Annotated in this window: 19 protein-coding genes; 6 read left to right on the top strand and 13 right to left on the bottom strand. The window is 69.9% G+C overall.

The features are described from left to right. Positions 1 to 47 precede the first annotated feature (47 nt). The 11 genes from ACFLIT_RS12165 to ACFLIT_RS12115 all read right to left on the bottom strand — a co-directional run bounded on the left by ACFLIT_RS12165 (position 48) and on the right by ACFLIT_RS12115 (position 10,318). Positions 48 to 1,064 (bottom strand): adenosine deaminase, encoded by a 1,017-nt coding sequence (locus tag ACFLIT_RS12165; protein WP_479911500.1) that lies wholly within the window; start codon positions 1,062 to 1,064, stop codon positions 48 to 50. Positions 1,065 to 1,069: 5 nt separating this feature from the next. Then, complete coding sequence (locus ACFLIT_RS12160) at positions 1,070 to 1,633, bottom strand: class I SAM-dependent methyltransferase (protein WP_479911499.1); 564 nt, start codon at positions 1,631 to 1,633, stop codon at positions 1,070 to 1,072. Between the two features lie 215 nt (positions 1,634 to 1,848). Then, positions 1,849 to 2,721, bottom strand: a complete 873-nt coding sequence (locus ACFLIT_RS12155) for a hypothetical protein (protein ID WP_479911498.1) — start codon at positions 2,719 to 2,721, stop codon at positions 1,849 to 1,851. Beyond that, entirely contained in the window at positions 2,625 to 3,617 is a 993-nt protein-coding gene (locus tag ACFLIT_RS12150; RefSeq protein WP_479911497.1) for a hypothetical protein, read from the bottom strand. Before ACFLIT_RS12150 ends, ACFLIT_RS12155 begins: the two co-directional genes overlap by 97 nt. A gap of 17 nt (positions 3,618 to 3,634) precedes the next feature. Next, positions 3,635 to 4,855, bottom strand: coding sequence for a 3-(3-hydroxy-phenyl)propionate transporter MhpT (gene mhpT, locus ACFLIT_RS12145; protein WP_479911496.1), 1,221 nt, complete (start codon positions 4,853 to 4,855; stop codon positions 3,635 to 3,637). A 40-nt stretch (positions 4,856 to 4,895) separates the two neighbouring features. Continuing rightward, positions 4,896 to 5,600, bottom strand: coding sequence for an alpha/beta fold hydrolase (locus ACFLIT_RS12140; protein ID WP_479911495.1), 705 nt, complete (start codon positions 5,598 to 5,600; stop codon positions 4,896 to 4,898). 268 nt (positions 5,601 to 5,868) lie between these two features. Continuing rightward, a complete protein-coding gene (locus ACFLIT_RS12135) occupies positions 5,869 to 6,237 on the bottom strand; it encodes a hypothetical protein (protein ID WP_479911494.1) in 369 nt (122 codons plus the stop codon). Further along, entirely contained in the window at positions 6,237 to 7,073 is an 837-nt protein-coding gene (locus ACFLIT_RS12130) for a gallate dioxygenase (protein ID WP_479911493.1), read from the bottom strand. The genes ACFLIT_RS12135 and ACFLIT_RS12130 overlap by 1 nt, the downstream gene beginning before the upstream one ends. A 2-nt stretch (positions 7,074 to 7,075) precedes the next feature. Beyond that, positions 7,076 to 8,095, bottom strand: coding sequence for an amidohydrolase family protein (locus ACFLIT_RS12125; protein ID WP_479911492.1), 1,020 nt, complete (start codon positions 8,093 to 8,095; stop codon positions 7,076 to 7,078). After that, positions 8,092 to 8,997, bottom strand: a complete 906-nt coding sequence (locus ACFLIT_RS12120; RefSeq protein ID WP_479911491.1) for an NAD(P)-dependent oxidoreductase — start codon at positions 8,995 to 8,997, stop codon at positions 8,092 to 8,094. The genes ACFLIT_RS12125 and ACFLIT_RS12120 overlap by 4 nt, the downstream gene beginning before the upstream one ends. 100 nt (positions 8,998 to 9,097) lie before the next feature. After that, positions 9,098 to 10,318 (bottom strand): LysR family transcriptional regulator, encoded by a 1,221-nt coding sequence (locus ACFLIT_RS12115; RefSeq protein ID WP_479911490.1) that lies wholly within the window; start codon positions 10,316 to 10,318, stop codon positions 9,098 to 9,100. Between the two features lie 109 nt (positions 10,319 to 10,427). On the opposite strand from ACFLIT_RS12115, the gene ligK reads away from it, so the two are divergent. Beyond that, complete coding sequence (ligK, locus tag ACFLIT_RS12110) at positions 10,428 to 11,099, top strand: 4-carboxy-4-hydroxy-2-oxoadipate aldolase/oxaloacetate decarboxylase (RefSeq protein ID WP_479911489.1); 672 nt, start codon at positions 10,428 to 10,430, stop codon at positions 11,097 to 11,099. Next, on the top strand, positions 11,092 to 12,153 hold the full coding sequence (locus tag ACFLIT_RS12105) for a 4-oxalomesaconate tautomerase (RefSeq protein WP_479911488.1): 1,062 nt from the start codon (positions 11,092 to 11,094) through the stop codon (positions 12,151 to 12,153). Before ligK ends, ACFLIT_RS12105 begins: the two co-directional genes overlap by 8 nt. A gap of 53 nt (positions 12,154 to 12,206) precedes the next feature. Here the strand turns inward: ACFLIT_RS12105 and ACFLIT_RS12100 are convergent, their stop codons facing one another. Beyond that, positions 12,207 to 13,340, bottom strand: coding sequence for an acyltransferase family protein (locus tag ACFLIT_RS12100; RefSeq protein WP_479911487.1), 1,134 nt, complete (start codon positions 13,338 to 13,340; stop codon positions 12,207 to 12,209). 139 nt (positions 13,341 to 13,479) lie between these two features. Between ACFLIT_RS12100 and ACFLIT_RS12095 the strand changes: the two genes are divergently transcribed. The 4 genes from ACFLIT_RS12095 to ACFLIT_RS12080 all read left to right on the top strand — a co-directional run bounded on the left by ACFLIT_RS12095 (position 13,480) and on the right by ACFLIT_RS12080 (position 17,998). Continuing rightward, positions 13,480 to 14,736, top strand: a complete 1,257-nt coding sequence (locus ACFLIT_RS12095) for a GTP cyclohydrolase II (protein ID WP_479911486.1) — start codon at positions 13,480 to 13,482, stop codon at positions 14,734 to 14,736. A gap of 145 nt (positions 14,737 to 14,881) precedes the next feature. After that, the gene (locus ACFLIT_RS12090) at positions 14,882 to 16,063 is read left to right on the top strand and encodes a URC4/urg3 family protein (protein ID WP_479911485.1); all 1,182 of its coding nucleotides are present in this window, start codon (positions 14,882 to 14,884) and stop codon (positions 16,061 to 16,063) included. Then, positions 16,063 to 16,704 carry a uracil phosphoribosyltransferase gene (gene upp, locus ACFLIT_RS12085; protein ID WP_479911484.1) on the top strand — a complete coding sequence of 214 codons (642 nt, stop codon included), beginning with the start codon at positions 16,063 to 16,065 and terminating at the stop codon, positions 16,702 to 16,704. Before ACFLIT_RS12090 ends, upp begins: the two co-directional genes overlap by 1 nt. A gap of 46 nt (positions 16,705 to 16,750) precedes the next feature. Further along, complete coding sequence (locus ACFLIT_RS12080) at positions 16,751 to 17,998, top strand: dipeptidase (protein ID WP_479911483.1); 1,248 nt, start codon at positions 16,751 to 16,753, stop codon at positions 17,996 to 17,998. Here the strand turns inward: ACFLIT_RS12080 and ACFLIT_RS12075 are convergent. Next, on the bottom strand, positions 17,995 to 18,738 hold the full coding sequence (locus tag ACFLIT_RS12075; protein WP_479911482.1) for a hypothetical protein: 744 nt from the start codon (positions 18,736 to 18,738) through the stop codon (positions 17,995 to 17,997). The genes ACFLIT_RS12080 and ACFLIT_RS12075 overlap by 4 nt on opposite strands. Positions 18,739 to 18,795 lie beyond the last annotated feature (57 nt).

The following is an 18,795-nucleotide window of genomic DNA, read 5'->3' as shown; positions in this document are numbered from 1 at the left end:
ACTTGGGGCAAACGTGGTTAACGCGGCGTGAAGCTTGGCTGTTGCGCCTAGGCCTGCGCCAGGTAACGGTCGATCCCGGCCAGGTGCGCGGCCTTGTCGGCGAGGGGCAGGAAGGAGCCGGTGAAGCTGTTGCGGGCCAGGGTCGCCAGCTCGTCGCGCGTGAGGCCGAGGCCGGTGGCGGCGGCCATGAAGTTGTCGTGCAGGTAGCCGCCGAAATAGGCCGGGTCGTCGGAGTTGACGGTGGCGCGCAGGCCGAGTTGCAGCATCCGCTTCAAGGGATGGGTGGTCATGTCGTCCACCACGCAGAGCTTGAGGTTGGACAGCGGGCAGACGGTGAGCGTCAGGCCCTGGTCGACGATGCGGCGGACGAGGGCGTCGTCTTCAAGCGACCGGTTGCCGTGATCGATGCGGTCGACCTTCAGCAGGTCCAACGCCTGCCAGACGTATTCGGGCGGCCCCTCCTCGCCGGCGTGGGCGACGCGCAGCAGGCCTTGGCTGTGGGCGGCGGTGAAGACGCGCTGGAACTTCTCCGGCGGATGGCCGACCTCGGAGCTGTCGAGGCCGACGCCGGCCAGGCGATCGAGCCAGGGTTCGGCGGCCTTGAGGGTCTCGAACGCCGCCTCTTCCGAGAGGTGGCGCAGGAAGCAGAGGATCAGCCTGGAGGTGACGCCGAGCTCGGCCTCGGCGGCGGTCATGGCCGACAGCAGGCCCTCGATGGCGACGCCGAACGGCAGGCCCCGGTCGGTGTGGGTCTGGGGATCGAAGAAGATTTCGGCGTGGCGGCCGCCGTCGGCGGCGAGGCGGCGAAAATAGGCCATGCCGAGGTCGTGGAAATCCTGCTCGGTCAGCAGCACCTGAGCGCCCTGGTAGTAGATGTCGAGGAAGTCCTGCAGGTTGGAGAAGGCGTAGGCGGCGCGGACCTCCTCCACCGTCTTGAACGGGAGGGCGACCTTGTTGCGGCGGGCAAGCTCGAACATCAGCTCGGGCTCGAGGCTGCCCTCGATGTGCAGGTGCAGCTCGGCCTTGGGCAGGCCGCGGATGAAGTCGGCGAGATCGGCGCTCATTGTGGCTAACCCTTGTGCACGCGCAGGAGCATCTGCAGCTCGGCGACCACGTTGTTGCGCTGCATGATGTAGCCGCCGATCTCCTCGGCGGACATGCGGCCCGCGTTGAACTGGCTGCGGTACGGCTCGTCGAGCATCGCGGTCTTCTGCTCCACGCGGAAATCGACGTTGAGGTAGTGGGCCAGCGGGGTGTTGGAGTAGCCGGCGGCCTTGATGCGGTCGTTCTCGGCGCGGTCGAACAGCTGCAGGATCTCGGCGGTGATCGGGCGCACGTGGGTGGGGTCGTTGAGGAAATGGTCGTGGCGCGGGTGGGGCACGTGGATACGCACCACGGCGCCCGGCGCGCAGATCCGGTAGAGCTCCTGCATGATGGCGAGGAACACTTCGCTGCGGGCGCCCATATGCTCCAGCGAATGGATGAACAGCACCTCCTGGGCGCAGTTGTCGTCCCACGGCCAGGGGGTGTTTTCGAGATCCCAGACCTCGTCCGGCCGGGCCTCGGCATAGGCGTCGACATTGACGTAGCCGGGGACCTTGTTGTGCCCGCAGCCCATGTTGAACTTCAGCATGGGAAGGTTCTAGCACGCGTCGGTGCGACGGCCACGCCGCGGGCGTCAGTAGAGTCCTGCACCCTTCTCCCTCGAAGGGAGAAGGGTTGGGGATGAGGGTGTTGGCAGAGCGGCGCCGAGCAGCCTCAACAGGCAGCGCCTCCAGCGCTTCGCTGTCGAACTCGTGCGCGCACCCTCACCCCTGCCCCTCTCCCTTCGAGGGAGAGGGGTTCTGGTTACTGGGGAGCGCCCGCCTTCCGCAGCACGCCGGCGAGCCAGGCATAGGCTTCCTGTACGTCGTAGTTGCCGGCGTGGCCCTGGCCCCAGGCGAGCTTGACGTCGCCGTCCTTCACCGCCGGATTGTTGTGGATGGCGGCGGCCAGGGTGGCCTGGATGGCGAAGGACGTGTCGCGGTCGAGCGTGCCGTGGCGGACGTACCAGTTGGGGGCGACGGTCGAGCCCCCCCTTTCATTCAGGTTTGGGCCGGTGAGGTAAGGGATCGGGCTGGTCAGCTTGATCTGGCGGGCGAGTTCGGCGCCCTGAGGCCCGGCGGTGTAGGCCGCGAAGGTCAGGCCGGTGTCGTCCTTGCCGGAGCCGTCGCCGGGCCTGTCGTTGTTGTCCCAGGGGTAGGCGCTGAAGTTCGAGTATTCGAGCTTGGCCGAGCCGAAGAGGGTGTTCTCGCCGGAAACGCCCTGATTGCCGGTGCTGGCGGTGGCGTCGAAGGACGGGACGCCCTTCAGCGTCTGGTTACCCGCGACGAAGGCCAGATACGCGGCGTAGTCGATCGACTTCACGTGGCCGCCATCGAGGGTCAGCCACGTATTCCTGATCCGGTTCACCCCCGCCGGGGCGCCGCCGGGCGGACCGCGACGGGCGATCTCGAAATCCTCGCCGAGGTTGGGCAGCTTGGTCCCCTTGGCCAGGGCGGCCTCGGCGGCGTCGCGGACCATGGCGGTGATGGCGGCGGGCAGGGTGGCGGCGGTGAGCGGCGAGCCGTCTTCCCGCTTGAGCTTCAGGCCGTCGAGATAGGCGGGGTACTGGGCGGCGAGGGTTTTCGACGCGGCCTGGTTGGCGGCGGTCCAGCGGCCTCCTTGCGTGTTTTCGGCCATGCGGACGGCGCCGTACTGCCACTCGTAGGCGGTGTCGGCGTTTCCGAGGTCGTTGATCGGGCAGTAGGCGATGGTGGCGAAGACATCGTCGCGGAGCGTGCTCTTGCCGGAGGCGTCGACGCCGGCGGCGCCGACCGCCGCGAGGTAAGGCAGGTAGTCCGGGCTGTTTCGCTGGCCGAGACCGCGACGGAGAGGCCGCCGCCGCCGCTCGTGCCGGTGATGACGATGCGCTCGGCCGAGCCCGGCATGACAGCGTCGTTCTTGCGCAGGTAGCGGATGGCGGCCTTGGCGTCGACGACCACGGCCGGGGCCTTGCCGACCCAGTCTCCCGCCATGTCGCGGATGCCGCGGCTGCGCGTGCCGGCGCTGACCACGATGTAGCCGGCCTTGAGAGCCGCGCCGGTGTTGTCGGTGTTGCTGGTGGCGCTCAGCGCGGCGCCTTCGCGGAGGATGTCGCGGGCCGGGCTGGCCATCCAGCCGCCGTTGTTGACCTGCAGGACGATGGCATTGGCCTGGTCGGCGGCGCTGGCGGCGGGCACGTAGACGTACATCGTCTGCCAGGCGTGAGGATCGCTGGCCGCCGCCATCGGACCCTGGCCGTTGGGCGGGGCGGTGGCGTTGGAGGTCGGCGGGACGCCTGCGCCGGGAGGCCCGCCCGGGGCGCCGCCGGGCGGGCCCATGCTGACGACGCGCGTGACGTCGATCTCAACCGGCTTGGCGACGTAGACCATCCGGTAGCGGCGCACCTGCATCGGCTGGCCGTCGATGGTGACGTTCACGGTGGTGAAGTTCGCGGGGTCGAAGACCAGGGGATCGGGCGCTTGCGCCAGGGCGTGCGTGGCCGAGCCCGTCAGCAGCAGGGCTGCGAGGGCGGTGGCCTTGCGGAGGTTGGACATGGGTGGAGCTTTCGGGCTCAGCGCGCCTCGGCGCGCTTCATGAGGATGGCGAGGACGAGGGCGGCGAGGCCCGCGACGAGGATGATCGGCACGAGGAGCGACAGAAGCTGGTCCGGAGTCTGGCCCGAGGTCAGCAGCACGCCCGCCAGGATCGGCCCGGCGGCCGAGCCGAGACGGCCGACGCTGACGGCCGCGCCCACGCCGGTGCCCCGGACTTCGGTCGGGTAGTTGCTGGGGGCCACCGCGTAGAGCAGGGCTTGGGTCGTCGACACCGTGAACCCGACCAGGGCGCCGACGGCCAGGGAGATCGAGACTACCGAGGGCGCGCCGGCCAGGGCCAGGAGGCCGATGGCCGCGGAGACGAATGACAGGATGACCACGTTACGCAGCGACATCCGGTCCATCAGCAGGCCGGTGACCATGCTGGCTATGGCGCCGAAAACGTTGAACAGCATCTGCAGGATCGAGGCGTCGGCGCGGGAAAGGCCGCGAGCGACCATCAGGGTCGGGAGCCAGTTGAGCAGCAGATACATGGTCAGCAGGGAGAGGAAGAAGCTGACCCAAAGGAGCAGGCTGCGGGCGGCGCGGCCTTCGCCGAAGGCGGCGATGGCGAAGCCGACCTTCTTGTTCTGACCGGCGACGGCCTTCTGCTGCTGGGATTCCGGCAGCACGAACAGCAGCAGAGGCACGGCGACGAGCGGCGCGATGCCGCCGACGAAGAAGACCGTGCGCCAGTCGCCGTGGCCGCCCAGCAGGGTGATCAGGCTGGAGAGGGCGCCGCCGCTGGGCAGGCCCGCGTAGAGCAGGCCGACGGCGGTGTTCTTGCGGGCGGGCGAGGCGTTCTCGCTGGCCAGGGCCACGAGGTTGGGCAGGGCGCCGCCGATGCCGGCCCCGGTGAGGAAGCGGGCCCACAGCAGCATGTTGAAGTCCTGGGCGAGACCGGTGAGCACCGACATGGCGCCGAACACCGCCACAGAGGCGATCAGCACCGCCTTGCGGCCGAAACGATCCGAGAGCCGGCCGCCGACGGCCGCGCCGAGCATCAGGCCGAAGGTGGAGGAGGAAAAGAACCACGACAGCTGGTTGGGCGTCAGGTTGAAGACGCCTTTCAGGGCCGGGGCGGCGACGCCGGCGGCCTGGAGGTCGAAGCCCTCGAAGATCGCCACGAGGTAACAGAGGGCGATGGTGAGGACGGCGGTCGAGCCGCCGCGGGCTTTGCCATTGTTCTGGATCGTCACTGGTCGTTTCCCCGGCTTGTTATTGTTATGGTTTATATCATTACGCGGGCCGCGCCATCCAGGACCGCAGCGCTTCGGTCACCGCCTCGGGCGCCTCGGCGGGCGACATGTGGCCGCTTTCCTCGAAGATGACATAGGTCGAGCCGGGAATGGCGGCGGCCATCGGCGCGTGCTGGGCGGGCGGGCTCCAGCGATCCTGGCGGCCGACGCCGACCAGGGCGGGCACGGTGATGGTCGGCAGGACGGCGGCGGCGTCGGGGCGGCCGAGCAGGGCGGTGACCTGGCGCTTGTAGATGTCCGGCGATTTGGCGAGCACCATGGCCCGCAGCGGGGCCATCAGAGCCTCGTCGCCGAGCCGCTCGTCGCGCACCATCGGCGGCAGCCAGCGGTCGCACAGCGCCTGCATGCCTTCGCTGAAGGCCAGGTCGATCAGGGCCTGGCGCTGAGCCGGCTCGCCCTCCTTGACCGGGTGGACGCCGGTGTCGAGCAGGGCGATGCGTTCGACGCGCTCGGGGGCGCGGCGATAGATTTCCAGGGCGACGCGGGCGCCCATCGAGTGGCCGGCGACCGAGAAGCGATCCGGCGCGGCGTCGAGCACCGACTGCGCCATGTCGCCGATGCTGTCGAAGGTCGTGAAGTCCGGGACGCGGACGTCGTAGTCGGCCGACAGGGCGGCGATCTGGTGGGTCAGCATGCTTGCGTCGCAGAGCAGGCCGGGCAGGAGGAAGAGGGTGGGACGGGTCATTGCAACGCCTCTCCTTCGACGGGGGAGGAGGCGCGGATGAACCCTTTCCCCCCTGGAGGGGGAAAGGGCAGGGATTGGGGGGGGCTGGGCAGGTCCGCGTCACCAAGAGAATGACGACGCAAACTGCCGCTCACAGATTTTTCCGGACGGTCTGCACCCCCATCCCCGGCCCTTCCCCCTTCAACAGGGGGAAGGGGGCGAGCCGATCGCCGAGCGGTCGTTGTCCTGCCCGTTGGATGAGAAGAAGGTTCTTCATTCGCCCGCGCCATCACCGCATCTCCGGCACGTTGCGGGTGGCCATGAACTGCTCGAAGGTCTCGCCGCGCATGATGGCGTAGACCTGCAGGTTGGTGTGCTTGACCACTCGGGCCCACTTCTCCAGCACGAAGAAGTTCACGCCGTACTGGATGAGGCCGAGCCAGTCGCGGTTGCGGATCAGCACCTTTTCCGGCTCCGAGAGGCCGGCGGCCGTGAAGGCGGCTTCCTCGTCGGCGAGGAAGGCGTCGCGCGCCCACTGGTGGATCATGTTCCAGAAGAAGCGATTGATCGCCAGGGTGCGGTTGGAGACGCGCAGGTCGAAGACATAGGTGCCCGGGAGGTCTTCCAGACCGGCGAGCTGGGGGTTCTGGGTCTTCATCAGGCCGGCTCGTAGACGGTGACGGTCATGGCCGTGGTGGTGGCGAGGTAATAGTTGCGGTGCACCTCGCGCACGGTCGGCGTCAGGGCGCCGCGCATGGCCAGCCACATGATCTGCTCGACGCTCTCGGCGCCGCCGCGTTTCACATAGTCGGCGTGGGTCAGCCGGGTCAGGGGTTCGGGGTTGTCGCGGAACAGGTCGAGGAATTCGAGGTCCCACTCGGTGTTGTTGAAGCCGGTCCGCTCGCCGTGGATCTGGTGCGATAGGCCGCCGGTGCCGACGACCACCACCTTGAGGTCCTCCGGATAGCTCTCGACCGCGCGGCGCACGGCCTGGCCGAGGCGGAAGCAGCGGCGGGCGGTGGGCAGCGGATACTGCAGCACATTGACGGCGATGGGCACGATCGTGCCCGGCCAGTCCGGCTCGTGCGGCCACATCAGCGGCAGGGGCGAGGCGATGCCGTGGTCGATGGGCTTGGACTGGAAGACGGCGATGTCGAACTCGTCGTTGACCAGGCTCTCGGCAATGTGGGCCTGGAAATCGACGTCGCCGCGCAGGTCCGGCAGGCCGCGCAGGCCCGCGCCCTCGTCGGCGACGGGGAAGCGCTCGCCGACGCCCAGGGCGAAGGTCGGGTAGAGGTCGAAGAACAGGGTGGTGGCGTGGTCGTTGTAGAAGAACAGCAGCACGTCCGGCTTCTGCTCGGCCAGCCAGGCGGCCACCGGCTTGTAGCCTTCGAACAGCGGCGCCCACGACGGGTCGGCCTGCTTCTTCTTGTCGTAGGCGACGCCGATGGTGGGCACGTGGGACGTGCCGATGCCGCCGATGATGCGGGCCATGGTCAGAGTCCTCGCGATTTCAATTGGGCGTCGAGCCGCGGATAGACGCGGCGGGCGTTGCCTTCGTAGACCTTGCGACGGTCGTGATCGGAGAGGCCCAGGGCGTCGACGTAGCGCTTGGTGTCGTCGAAGTACCGGCCGGTCTCCGGATCGACGCCGCGCACCGCGCCGACCATCTCCGATCCGAACAGGATGTTGTCGATGTCGATGACCTTGAACAGCAGGTCGATGCCCGGCTGGTGGTAGACGCAGGTGTCGAAGAACACGTTCTTCATGACGTGGGTGCGCAGGGCCGGCTTCTTCAGCATGTCGGCCAGGCCCCGGTAGCGGCCCCAGTGGTAGGGCACGGCCCCGCCCCCATGGGGGATGATGAAGCGCAGGGTCGGGAAGTCGGCGAACAGGTCGCCCTGCAGGAACTGCATGAAGGCGGTGGTGTCTGCGTTGATGTAGTGGGCGCCGGTGGCGTGGAAGTTGGGATTGCAGGAGCCGGAGACGTGGACCATGGCGGGCACGTCGAGCTCGACCATCTTCTCGTAGAAGGGATACCAGGCCCGATCGGTGAGCGGCGGCGAGGTCCAGTGGCCGCCCGAGGGATCGGGGTTCAGGTTGCAGCCGACGAAGCCGAGCTCCAGCACGCAGCGTTCCAGCTCGGCGATGGAATGGGCGATGGTCACGCCCGGCGACTGCGGCAGCTGGGCGACGCCGATGAACGTTTCAGGAAAGAGGCGCACGACCCTGGCGATCAGGTCGTTGCAGCGGCGGGTCCACTCCTGGCTCACCGCCTCGTCGCCGATGTGGTGCGCCATGGTCGAGGCGCGCGGCGAGAAGATGGTCATGTCGGCGCCGCGTTCGGTCAGCAGGCGTAGCTGGTTGGCCTCGATGGTGGCGCGGATGTCGTCGTCGGAAATCTCGGGATAGGGCGGCGTCGTCGCCCCGGCCTTGAAGGCGGCGACCTGGGCCTCGCGCCAGTCGTCATGCGCCTTGGGGCAGGTGGTGTAGTGGCCGTGGCAGTCGATGATCATGGGGTCGCTCCGGCCTTGGTGATCGCACGCACTTTTTCGACATAGCCCTCGGGCGGGGCCTTGAGGTTCGCGGCGCCGACGGCGGCCTGCCACGCGACGACGGCGCGGGTCAGGGGAGCGGCGACGCCGAGGGCTTCGAGGGTCTTGACCACCTCCTCCATCTCGGCGGCGCGGCGGGTTCCGTGCACCATCATGCGATCGAGGTTGTAATCGCCGCGTGCGGCCCAGGGCCGGGGCTTCTCGCTGGCGTCGAGGGAGGCGATCACCTCGGCGTCCACCCCGGCGGCGACGGCGGCGGTGAGGCATTCGGCGGTGAGGGCTTCCATGCCCTTGACCATGACGCTGCGGATCATCTTCACGGCCGACGAGGCCCCGACCGGGCCTTCGAGGGCGCGGACGTGGGTGAAGCCGAGGGCGGTGAGGGCGTCCACGGCGGCCTCGGCATGAGGGCCGCTGAGCAGCAGGGGCGTGAGGGTCAGGGCCGGGCGCACCGGCGACATGATGGCCACATCGACGTAGCGGCCCCCGGCAGCCTCGATGGCCATGGCGGCGGCGCGCTTGGCGTCGGGCGAGACGCTGGCGCCGTCGAAGTAGAAGGCGCCGGGGGCGATGGCCCGGGCGGCGGTCTCGGCGGCGGCGACGGCCTGGTCGGCGGTGACCAGCGACAGCACGGCGGCGGCGCCGCTGACGGCCTCGGCGGAGGCGCCGGCGCCGGTGACGGACCAGCGGGCGTAGTCGGCCAGCTTGGCGGCGCGGGTCGCGGGGTCGAGGGTCATGAGGTCGAAAGCGCGGCAGGCGGGGGGGCGTCGGTCGCCCATGCCTTCGAGGAACGCCTGCGCCGCCTCGCCGAAGCCGATGAGAGCGAGGGTCCGGTCGTCGGGGCTTTCGGCGGCGTTCGGCATGGCGCCACCTAGCGACAGGGGGCGGCGGGCGGAAAATTCGAACAGGCCGCGGCCTATTCAATTTCCGGAATTTATATCTCCAACGAGAACCCCTCCCCCATCAAGGGGGAGGGATTCTTTGGGCGGCTCGAACTTTCAGCTGCTCCATGAACCCCGCCTGCGCCCCTGAAGGCCGCCAGTTCGCGCGGGTAGTGACGCCGATCGTTCGCTTGGCGCCGAGGTCGGCGACGATGGCGAGGCGCCCGGCGGCCACTTCGCCGGCGATCTGCTCGGGGGAGAGCAGGGTCAACCAGTCGCCGCCCTTCAGCAGGCCGTGGATGGTGACGACCGAGCTGCATTCGATGGCGACGGACGGAACCGCGTGACCGGCCTGGGTGAACATCGCCTCCCACATCGCCCGCATCGGCACGCCGGGGGCGGCCATGATCCAGGGGTAGGCGGCAAGGTCGTCGATCTGGATATCGGAAGCTTGGCTCAGCGGATGGCCCGCGCGGGCGACGACCACCAGACGGTCTTCATAGAGCGGGGTCTGCACCACCTCGGGCGAGGGCAGGGGCAGGCGCAGGGCGCCGACCACCAGATCGAGTTCGCCGGCCACAAGGCGGGCGAAGAGTTCGGCATAGGGACCGTCGACGATGCTGACCGCGACCTCCGGCCGGGCGCGGTGAAAGGCGGCGACCGCCTCGGGGATCAGGCGGGCGCGGGCGAGGGGGAGGGCGCCGATGGCGACCCGGCCGCCGCCTTCGCCGCGCCGGGCGGAAAGGTCGGCCAGCGCGGCCTCGATCTCGGCCACCGCGCGACGGGCGGCGGCGGCGAGCCGGCGGGCTTTCGGCGTGGGGGCGACGGAGCGGCCGCGACGTTCGAACAAGGTGACGTCGGTGAGGCGCTCGAACTCGCGCACCGCCCGGTGGATGGCCGGCGGCGAGGCGCCGGTGGCGCGGCTGGCGAGCACGAAGTTGCCGAACTCGACCGCCGCCACGGCCGCCCGCAAGTGCGTGAAGCTTATGCGCAGGAGGATCGCGTGGCCGGAGCGGCCGCGCCGAGCGCCGGCGACGGCGTCGAAGGCGTCGGCCAGTTCGCGGGCGGCGCGGTCGATCCGCTCGATCAGCTCGACGCCGGCGGCGGTCGGGGTCATGCCGTTGGCCAGGCGGTCGAACAACCGGTGCTGCAGTTGCCCCTCCAGCTTGACGACCGCTTGGGTCAGCGCCGGTTGCGACAGGTGCACGGCCTCGGCCGCGCGGCCGAGGCTGCCGAGCGCGCCGATGGCGCTGACGGCCAGGAGGTGGCGGAGGTTCAGGTCGTAGGGCGAAAGCATCGACATCGGCGGCGAGACTTTCGCATTTCTTATAGCCGCCCGACAGATCGAACTTGGGAAAGCCCGGCGGCGGGGCGAGAACGTCGCCGTCCGATAACAAGAGAGGCCGCCGCCCATGCCCGTCGTCGTGCAGAACATCGAGCGCACCCCGCTGGAGGTGGTCGACGGCCTGGCCGAACTGGGCGTCGCCACGGTGCACGAGGCGCAGGGGCGGACCGGCCTGATGGCCCCGCACATGCGGCCGATCTATCGGCGGGCCCGCATCGCCGGCAACGCGGTGACGATCAGCGCCGCGCCCGGCGACAATTGGATGATCCACGTGGCCATCGAGCAGCTGCGCGACGGCGACATCATGGTGCTGGCCCCGACCAGCCATTCGACCGACGGCTACTTCGGCGACCTCTTGGCCACCTCGGCTCAGGCGCGCGGCTGCCGCGGCCTGGTGATCGAGGCCGGGGTGCGCGACGTGCGCGACCTGGAGGACATGGGCTTTCCGGTGTGGTCGAAGGCGATCCACGCCCAGGGGGCGATCAAGGCGACCCTGGGCTCGGTGAACATCCCCATCGTCTGCGCGGGCGCGGCGGTGAACCCGGGCGACGTGATCGTGGCCGACGACGACGGCGTCTGCGTCGTGGCGCGGGAGACGGCGGCGGCGGTGCTGGAGGCGGCGCGCAAGCGGGAGGCCTCGGAGGGGGCGCGGCGCGAGCGGTTCAAGGCCGGTGAGCTGGGGCTCGACATCTACGACATGCGCGGCGCCCTGGCGGCGAAGGGGCTGAAGTATGTCTGAGGCGGGCGTGCGTTGCATGTGGATGCGGGGCGGCACCTCCAAAGGAGGCTACTTCCTCGCCGACGACCTGCCGGCCGACCCGGCGGCGCGCGACGCCTTCCTGCTGCGGATCATGGGCTCGCCCGATCCGCGCCAGATCGACGGCATGGGCGGGGCCAATCCGCTGACCTCGAAGATCGCGGTGGTGAAGCGTTCCGAGCGCCCGGGCGTCGATGTCGACTACCTGTTCCTGCAGGTGTTTGTGGATCAGGCGATCGTCACCGACAGCCAGAACTGCGGCAATCTGCTGGCCGCCGTCGGCCCCTTCGCCATCGAGCGCGGCCTGGTGGCGGCCAAGGACGGCGAGACCGAGGTGACGGTGTTCATGGAGAACACCAATCAGGTCGCCCGCGCGACCATCCAGACGCCGGGCGGGAAAGTGACCTACGCCGGGGACGCGGCCATCGACGGCGTGCCGGGCGTCTCGGCGCCCATCCCCCTGCTGTTCAGCGACACCGCCGGCTCGACCTGCGGCGCCCTGCTGCCGACAGGCAACGCCGTGGACATGGTCGAGGGCGTGGCCTGCACCCTGATCGACAACGGCATGCCGAGCGCGGTCTTCGCGGCCGAGGACGTGGGCGTCACCGGCTATGAGACGCCGGCCGAGCTGGACGCCAACGAGGCGCTGCGGGCGAAGATCGAGGCGATCCGCATCGCCGCCGGGCCACTGATGGGCTTCGGCGACGTGACGACGAAGTCGGTGCCGAAGCTGGTGCTGGTCGCCGCCCCGCGCGACGGCGGCGCGATCTCGACCCGCTCGTTCATCCCGCAGCGCTGCCACGATTCCATCGGGGTGTTCGGGGCGGTGACGGTGGCGACGGCATGTCTTCTGGAGGGCTCGCCGGCGCATCGACTGGCGACGCTGGGGGCGACCTCGGGGCGGTTGACCGTCGATGTCGAACATCCGGCGGGTATCACCGAGTGTGTGCTGGAGACGGACGAGGCCGGGACGGTGGTTCGGGCGGGAATGCTGCGGACGGCGCGGAAGCTGATGGACGGGGTGGTGTTCGACTGAGAACCCTTTCCCCCTGGATGGGGGAAAGGGCAGGGATTGGGGGTGGAAGCAGTTCAGCCTTCGGTGGGTTTGCCGGAAAGGGCACCACCCCCATCCCCGACCCTTCCCCCATCCAGGGGGAAGGAAGCTTTCTTGCGAAACGCCGCCTTCGAGAGCCAGCCCCGCAGCGGCTCGTCGTAGAGCTTGAGGGCGGCCCAGGAGACGGCCAGCACCACGGCGGCGGCGAACAGGCCGTGCAGCGGCGCCGCGAGCGGGGCGCCGGCTTCGAGCAGGAGCCCGCCGACGACCATGTAGAGCGGGTAGTGCAGCACGTAGACCGGGTAGGAGAGGGCGCCGGAGACGCGGTTGAACCCATCCCACCAGCCCGTCGCCGCGTGGGCGCCGAGCACCAGGATCACCGGGAAGATCACGAACAGGCAGACCAGGTCGAACGCCGCGTTGGCGGCGCGCAGGTGGGGCGTGGCGAACACCGCGATCAGGGCGAGGCCGAGCAGCCAGACGGGAGCGCCCAGCGTCGGCAGGCGCTGCATGCGCATCAGGCGATAGAGCAGGACGCCGCCGTAGAAGCCGAAGGCGGTGCGCGGGAAACCGCCCCAGAAACTGCCCGGCGCGGCCCCGACGTCGACGTCGCCCTGCAGGGCGTAATATCCGAGGGCCAGGGCCGACACGGCGATCACCGCGATCACCCAGCGCAGCCGCATCCAGCGCAGGGTAAGGGCGTAGGCGAGGTTGATCACGATCTCGAAGAACAGCGACCAGGCCGGGCCGTTCAGCGGGAAGATGCCGGCCGGATTGCCGCCGACGGAGGGGATCAGCAGCAGGTGGCGAGCGAGGCGGGTGGCGAGGTCGCCGGTCTGGCGCGAGCCGGGCAAGTCGAAGGCGAACTGCGCCCAGGCGAAACCGCCGCCGATCAACATGCCCAGGAAGATCAGCGGATAGAGGCGGATCAGCCGCAGACGCGCGAACTTCAGGAAGGTCATCCCCGAGCGCAGCCGGTCCTCATAGGCGAAGGCGACGACGAAGCCGCTGAGCAGGAAGAAGAAGTCCACCGCCAGGTAGGCGTGGCCGAGAAAGCCGCCCGACTCGTAGAACCAGCGGCCGCGATGCATGACCATCACCGTCAGCGCCGCGACGCCGCGCAGGCCGTCGAGGGTAAGGAAATGCTGCTTGGGCTGCGGAGGCGTCACCTGCAGCGCTCTACACCGCCCGCCCAAGTCCTTGAAGCCTCTTGCCAAGTCGGAAGCTCGGGCGCAGCATTTCCGCTCAAAGGCCTCCCGCCGGCGAACCCCGGCGCGGGGCCTTTTTCTTTTGCAGAAAAGGCCGGCCATGTCGGTGAACAAGTCCTCCCACATCCGCATCACCTCCCACCCCGGCGCCGGCGCGGCCTCGCGGTTTCCGATCCAGTGGGGGGCGGCGACGGCGCGGGAGCGGGGGCCGGTGATCGCGACGGTGAACGCGGGGAGCGACCGCAACGCCATCGGCGCCCACGGCGGCGCCTATTCGGTCTATCGGGCGCTGGCGATCAGCGCGGGGGCGATGAGCCCGCTGGTGCGGCCGGACCTGACCGATACGGCCCCGACCTTCGACTTCGGCCCGCATCCGCAGTGGAGCGATCCGTCGAAGATCGTCAGCCTCGATCCCTATGGCCATGAGGTGGCCGGCGCCTTCGCCAAGGAGATTGCCGAGGGGGTGGACATCCGCCCGTCCATCGCGGTGACCAAGGCGCGGCTGTCGCTGCCGGAGATCGACATGGCCATCGCCGCCGGGCGGCTGAAGGTCGACGGCAAGATCGTGCACGAAGGCGGCGACGTGGCGGTGACCAAGGCGGCGGTCGATCCGGTGTGGTGGCTGCCCGGCGTGGCCGAGCGGTTCGGCGTGGCCGAGGCGGACCTGCGCCGCACCCTCTTCGAACAGACCGGCGGCATGTATCCCGAGCTGGTCACGCGGCCGGACATCAAGGTCTTCTTGCCGCCGATCGGCAACATCACCCTCTACATCTTCGGCGACCCCGCCTACCTGGGCGACCGGGCGCGCAAGCTGACTTGCCGCGTGCACGACGAGTGCAACGGCTCGGACGTGTTCGGCTCCGACATCTGCACCTGCCGGCCGTATCTGATCCACGGCATCGAGGAGTGTGTGCGCCAGGCGCAGGAGGGCGGGGCGGGGCTGATCGCCTACAACCGCAAGGAGGGCCGGGCGCTGGGCGAGGTGACCAAGTTCCTGGTCTACAACGCCCGCAAGCGGCAGCCGGGCGGCGACCAGGCGGCGACCTATTTCGAGCGGACCGAGTGCGTGGCGGGAGTGCAGGACGCACGCTTCCAGCAGCTGATGCCGGACGTGCTGCACTGGCTGGGCATTTCGCACATCGACCGCTTCGTCTCGATGTCGAACATGAAGCACGACGCTCTGACCGCCAGTGGCATCACGATCGGGGAACGCGTGCCGATCCCTGCCGACCTGATCCCCGACGACGCCTCGGTGGAGATGGAGGCCAAGAAGGCGGCCGGCTACTTCACGCCCGCACCCGCGCCCACGGCGGAGGATTTGAGGAAGGTGGTGGGGCGGGGGCTGAAGGAGTTTTGAGGGCGCGAAAGATTGAACCCTTCCCCCTTGATGGGGGAAGGGCAGGGATGGGGGTGACTCCGGTGGTTGAAGGTGAGCGCCGCGCTTCCGGCAGGCTCAGCATTCACCCTCACCCCTGCCCCTCTCCCATCGAGGGAGAGGGATCATGAACTTGCTCTCAGCCGCCGCCGTGCGGCGGCAAGCCCAGCGCATGCTGGACCTCGCCCTGGAGGACCGGCTCGACGACTGGTCGGTGGACCTTTCGCGCCTGCCCGTCGCCGCCGACCTGACGGCCGAGGTGATCCGCGACCAGTACCCGACCCTGGACGTACCGTTCCATGCGCGGTGGCGGCACTTCACCCTGGAGGGGCGCGACCTGTGGGCCGAGGCGGCGGGGGGACTTGCGGGCGATGCGCGGGCGCGGGCGGCGTTCGACCTGGCGATCACCTCGGTGCTGCTGGACGCCGGTTCGGGGCCGGACTGGGCGTTTCGCGATCCGGTGACGGGACTGACGATCCGGCGGTCGGAAGGGCTGGGGATCGCCTCGTTCCGGCTGTTTCAGGCGGGCGGGTTTTCCGACGACGCGGACGACCCGATGCGGGCGGACGCCAGGGCGCTGGCGCGGTTCGACGCGGCGAAGCTGGCGGCGGCGTTCCAGGTTGGCGAAGCCAATCCGTTGGTCGGGCTGGAGGGGCGGGCCGCGCTGCTGCGTCGGCTGGGCGAGGCGGCGCTGGCGCGGTCGGACCTGTTCGCCCTGAAGGACGGCCCTCGACCCGGCGGACTCTACGATCTGCTGGCGAGCCGGGCCGTCGGCGGCCGCCTGGCGGCGCCGCGCATCCTGGAGGCGGTGCTGGAGGGCCTGGGGCCGATCTGGAAGGGGCGGCCGGTGATCGACGGCGTGGCGCTGGGCGACACCTGGCGCCATCCGGTCGCCGGGCTGACGCCGTTGCACAAGCTTTCGCAGTGGCTGTCCTATTCGCTGATCGAGCCGCTGCAGGCGGCGGGGATCGAAGTGACCGACATCGACGGGCTGACGGGCCTGGCCGAATATCGCAACGGCGGCCTGTTCATCGACACCGGCGTGCTGACGCCGAAAGACCCCACGGCCCTGGCGCGCAGCCACGCCGTCGAAAGCCCGCTGGTGGTCGGCTGGCGGTCGCTGACCGTGGCCCTGCTCGACCGCGTCGCGCCGATGGTGCGCGAGCGGCTGGGCGTCTCCGCCGAGGCCTTTCCCCTGGCCCGCGTGCTGGAGGGCGGCACCTGGGCGGCCGGGCGACGCATCGCCGCCGAGAAGCGCCCGGGCGGCGGGCCGCCCCTGACCATCATCTCCGACGGAGCCGTGTTCTGATGCCGAAAGTTCCGAAGGGCGTGACGGTCGTCGACCATCCGCTGGTGCAGCACAAGCTGACCCTGATGCGGAAGAAGGACGCCTCGACCAAGGCCTTCCGCCAGCTGCTGCGCGAGGTGGCTGGGCTGATCGCCTACGAGGTGACGCGCGACCTGCCGCTGGAGACGGTGGAGATCGAGACGCCGGTCGCCGCGACGAGCGCCCCGATGCTGGCCGGTAAGAAGCTGGTGTTCGCGGCCGTGCTGCGCTCCGGCGCGGAGATGGTGCAGGGCATGCTCGACCTCGTGCCCGCCGCGCGGCTGGGCCACATCGGCCTCTATCGCGACCCGGCGACCCTGGGGGTGGTGGAGTACTATTTCCGCATGCCCGCCGAGCTGGAGGACCGGCTGGTGATCGTGGTCGATCCGATGCTGGCCACGGGCGCCACGGCGGTGGCCGCGGTCGACCGGCTGAAGGAGGCGGGGGCGCGGCAAGTTCGCGTGGTTTGCCTGCTGGCCTCGCCCGAGGGGCTGGAGCGGCTGCGGGGCGAACATCCGGACGTCGGGGTCTGGACGGCGGGCGTCGACGAGGGCCTGGACGCCCAGGGTTTCATCGTTCCGGGCGTGGGCGATGCAGGCGACAGAATGTTTGGCACCAAGTAGCGCTTCCCGCTCGCGCGGGCCTTGGTTTGCGTGGCAGCTTGAGCGCATGACCAAGCGCATTCTCCTCCTCGCCGCCGCCCTTTCGGTCCTCGCCAGCGCCGCCTCGGCCCAGGCCGTGAGGATCAGCCCCGCCGCCAAGGCCGCGCATGAGGCGGCCATCGTGCTCGACACCCACTTCGACACCCCGGCCCTGTTCTCGCGTCCGGGCTGGGACATCGCCGACCGCCACGACGTGAAGGTGGACGGCAGCCAGGTGGACCTGCCGCGGATGATCGACGGCGGCGTCGATGGCGGGTTCTTCGCGGTCTACATCGGCCAGGGGCCGCGCACGGAGGCGGGCAACAACGCGGCCCGCGCCGCCGGCCTGGTGCGGGCGATGGAAATCCGCGAGATGCTGGTCAAGCACGCCGACACGTTCGAGCTGGCGACGACGCCGGCCGAGGCGGTGCGCATCGCCGGCAAGGGCAAGCGCTTCGTGTTCATGAGCATGGAGAACGCCTATCCGCTGGCCAGCGACCCGGGGATGCTGCAGGCCTTCTACGCGCTCGGCGTGCGGATGGTCGGCTTCGCCCACTTCGGCAACAACGACTTCGCCGACAGCGCCAACGGGACGCCCGAGTGGCATGGGCTCAGCCCCAAGGGCAAGGCGCTGCTGGCCGAGATGAACCGGCTGGGGGTGATCCCCGACCCCAGCCACTCGTCGGACGAGGTGCTGGACCAGATTCTCGACCTCTCAAAGACGCCGATCGTGCTGTCGCACTCGGGGGCCAAGGCGGTGTTCGACAATCCGCGCAACGTGCCCGACGCCCTGATCCGCAAGCTGGCCGACAAGGGCGGGGTGATCCAGATCAACGCCTACAACAGCTACATGATACCGGTCGCCGCCAACCCCGAACGGGACAAGGCCCTGGCGGCCTTCAACGCCTCCGTCGCCGCCAAGTACGGGCCGCGCGGGCGCTGGAGCGAGGCCGACGTGGTGAAGATCACCGCCGAGCGGAAGGCGGCGATGGCCCGGTTCCCCGAACCGCCGAGGGCGAACCTCGACGACCTGATGAACCACATCCTGCATGTGATCCGCCTGGTCGGCGTCGATCACGTGGGCCTGTGCGGCGACTTCGACGGCGGCGGCGGCATCGACGGCTTCGACAGCGTGGCCGACTTCCCGGGCGTCAGCGAGCGGCTGATCCAGGCCGGCTACACCCAGGACGACGTGGCCAAGGTGATGGGCGGCAATGTGCTGCGGGTGATGCAGCAGGTGCAGGATTACGCGGCCAGCCAGAGGCCGGCGGCTTAGCGGACTTCCACCGCCTGTTCGACCACCCCGGCGTTGGGCGTCTTGGCGTCGGCGGCGACGACCTGGAGGGTGTAGCGGCCGGGCGCGAGGCCGCTCACGGCGCCGGCGAACGTGCCGACCGTTCCGGCGTAGGCGAGGGGCGCCTTGGCGGCCACGCGCTCGCCCTGCAGGAGCCGCGCCTCGACGGCGTAGTTCGCCGCGTCCCACAGACCGCCGGGCTCGATCGGGCAGCCGCACATCGGAGAGACCTTGGCGGTGACCCGCAGGCCGCCCGGCGCAGGGACGGCGGTCGGTTCGACCACGAGGCCGGGGAAGCTGAGGATCCAGCCGTCGCCGCCGACTTCGCGGCCGGGCAGAATCCACAGGCTGGAACTGACGGTGATCGCCGAGGCGGGCTTGCCCATGGGGCCGCGCGCGGTGGCGGTGACCAGGGTGGGCTTGTCGATATCGAGGGTGGCGGTGAAGGCGGCCGAGCCCGCGTCGGCCAGGGGCGTCCCGCGCGCGTGGGGATTGCGGACCAGGATGTCGGTATTGCCCGTGCCGCCGCTGGTCAGGCCCTTGGCCAGCACCTTGCCGCCGGGGTCGGTGAGGGTGATTTCGACGCCGCCCATCGAGGTTCCGATGAACTTGGCGTCAAGGCTGTGGGCGCGGACGATAACGCGGGTGGGCTCGGCGGCGGCCGGGGCGGCCGGGGCGGCGACGGCGGCGAGCGCCAGGGCGAGGGCGGCGAGGCGGTTCATCAGGGCTCTCCGGAGGCGTCCAACTCAAGCGAACTATCGGAATTTACGTGAACTTCA

The sequence above is a fragment of the Caulobacter sp. HJHS_5 genome, from assembly GCF_056683955.1.
This window is presented reverse-complemented; position numbering and strand designations above follow the sequence as displayed.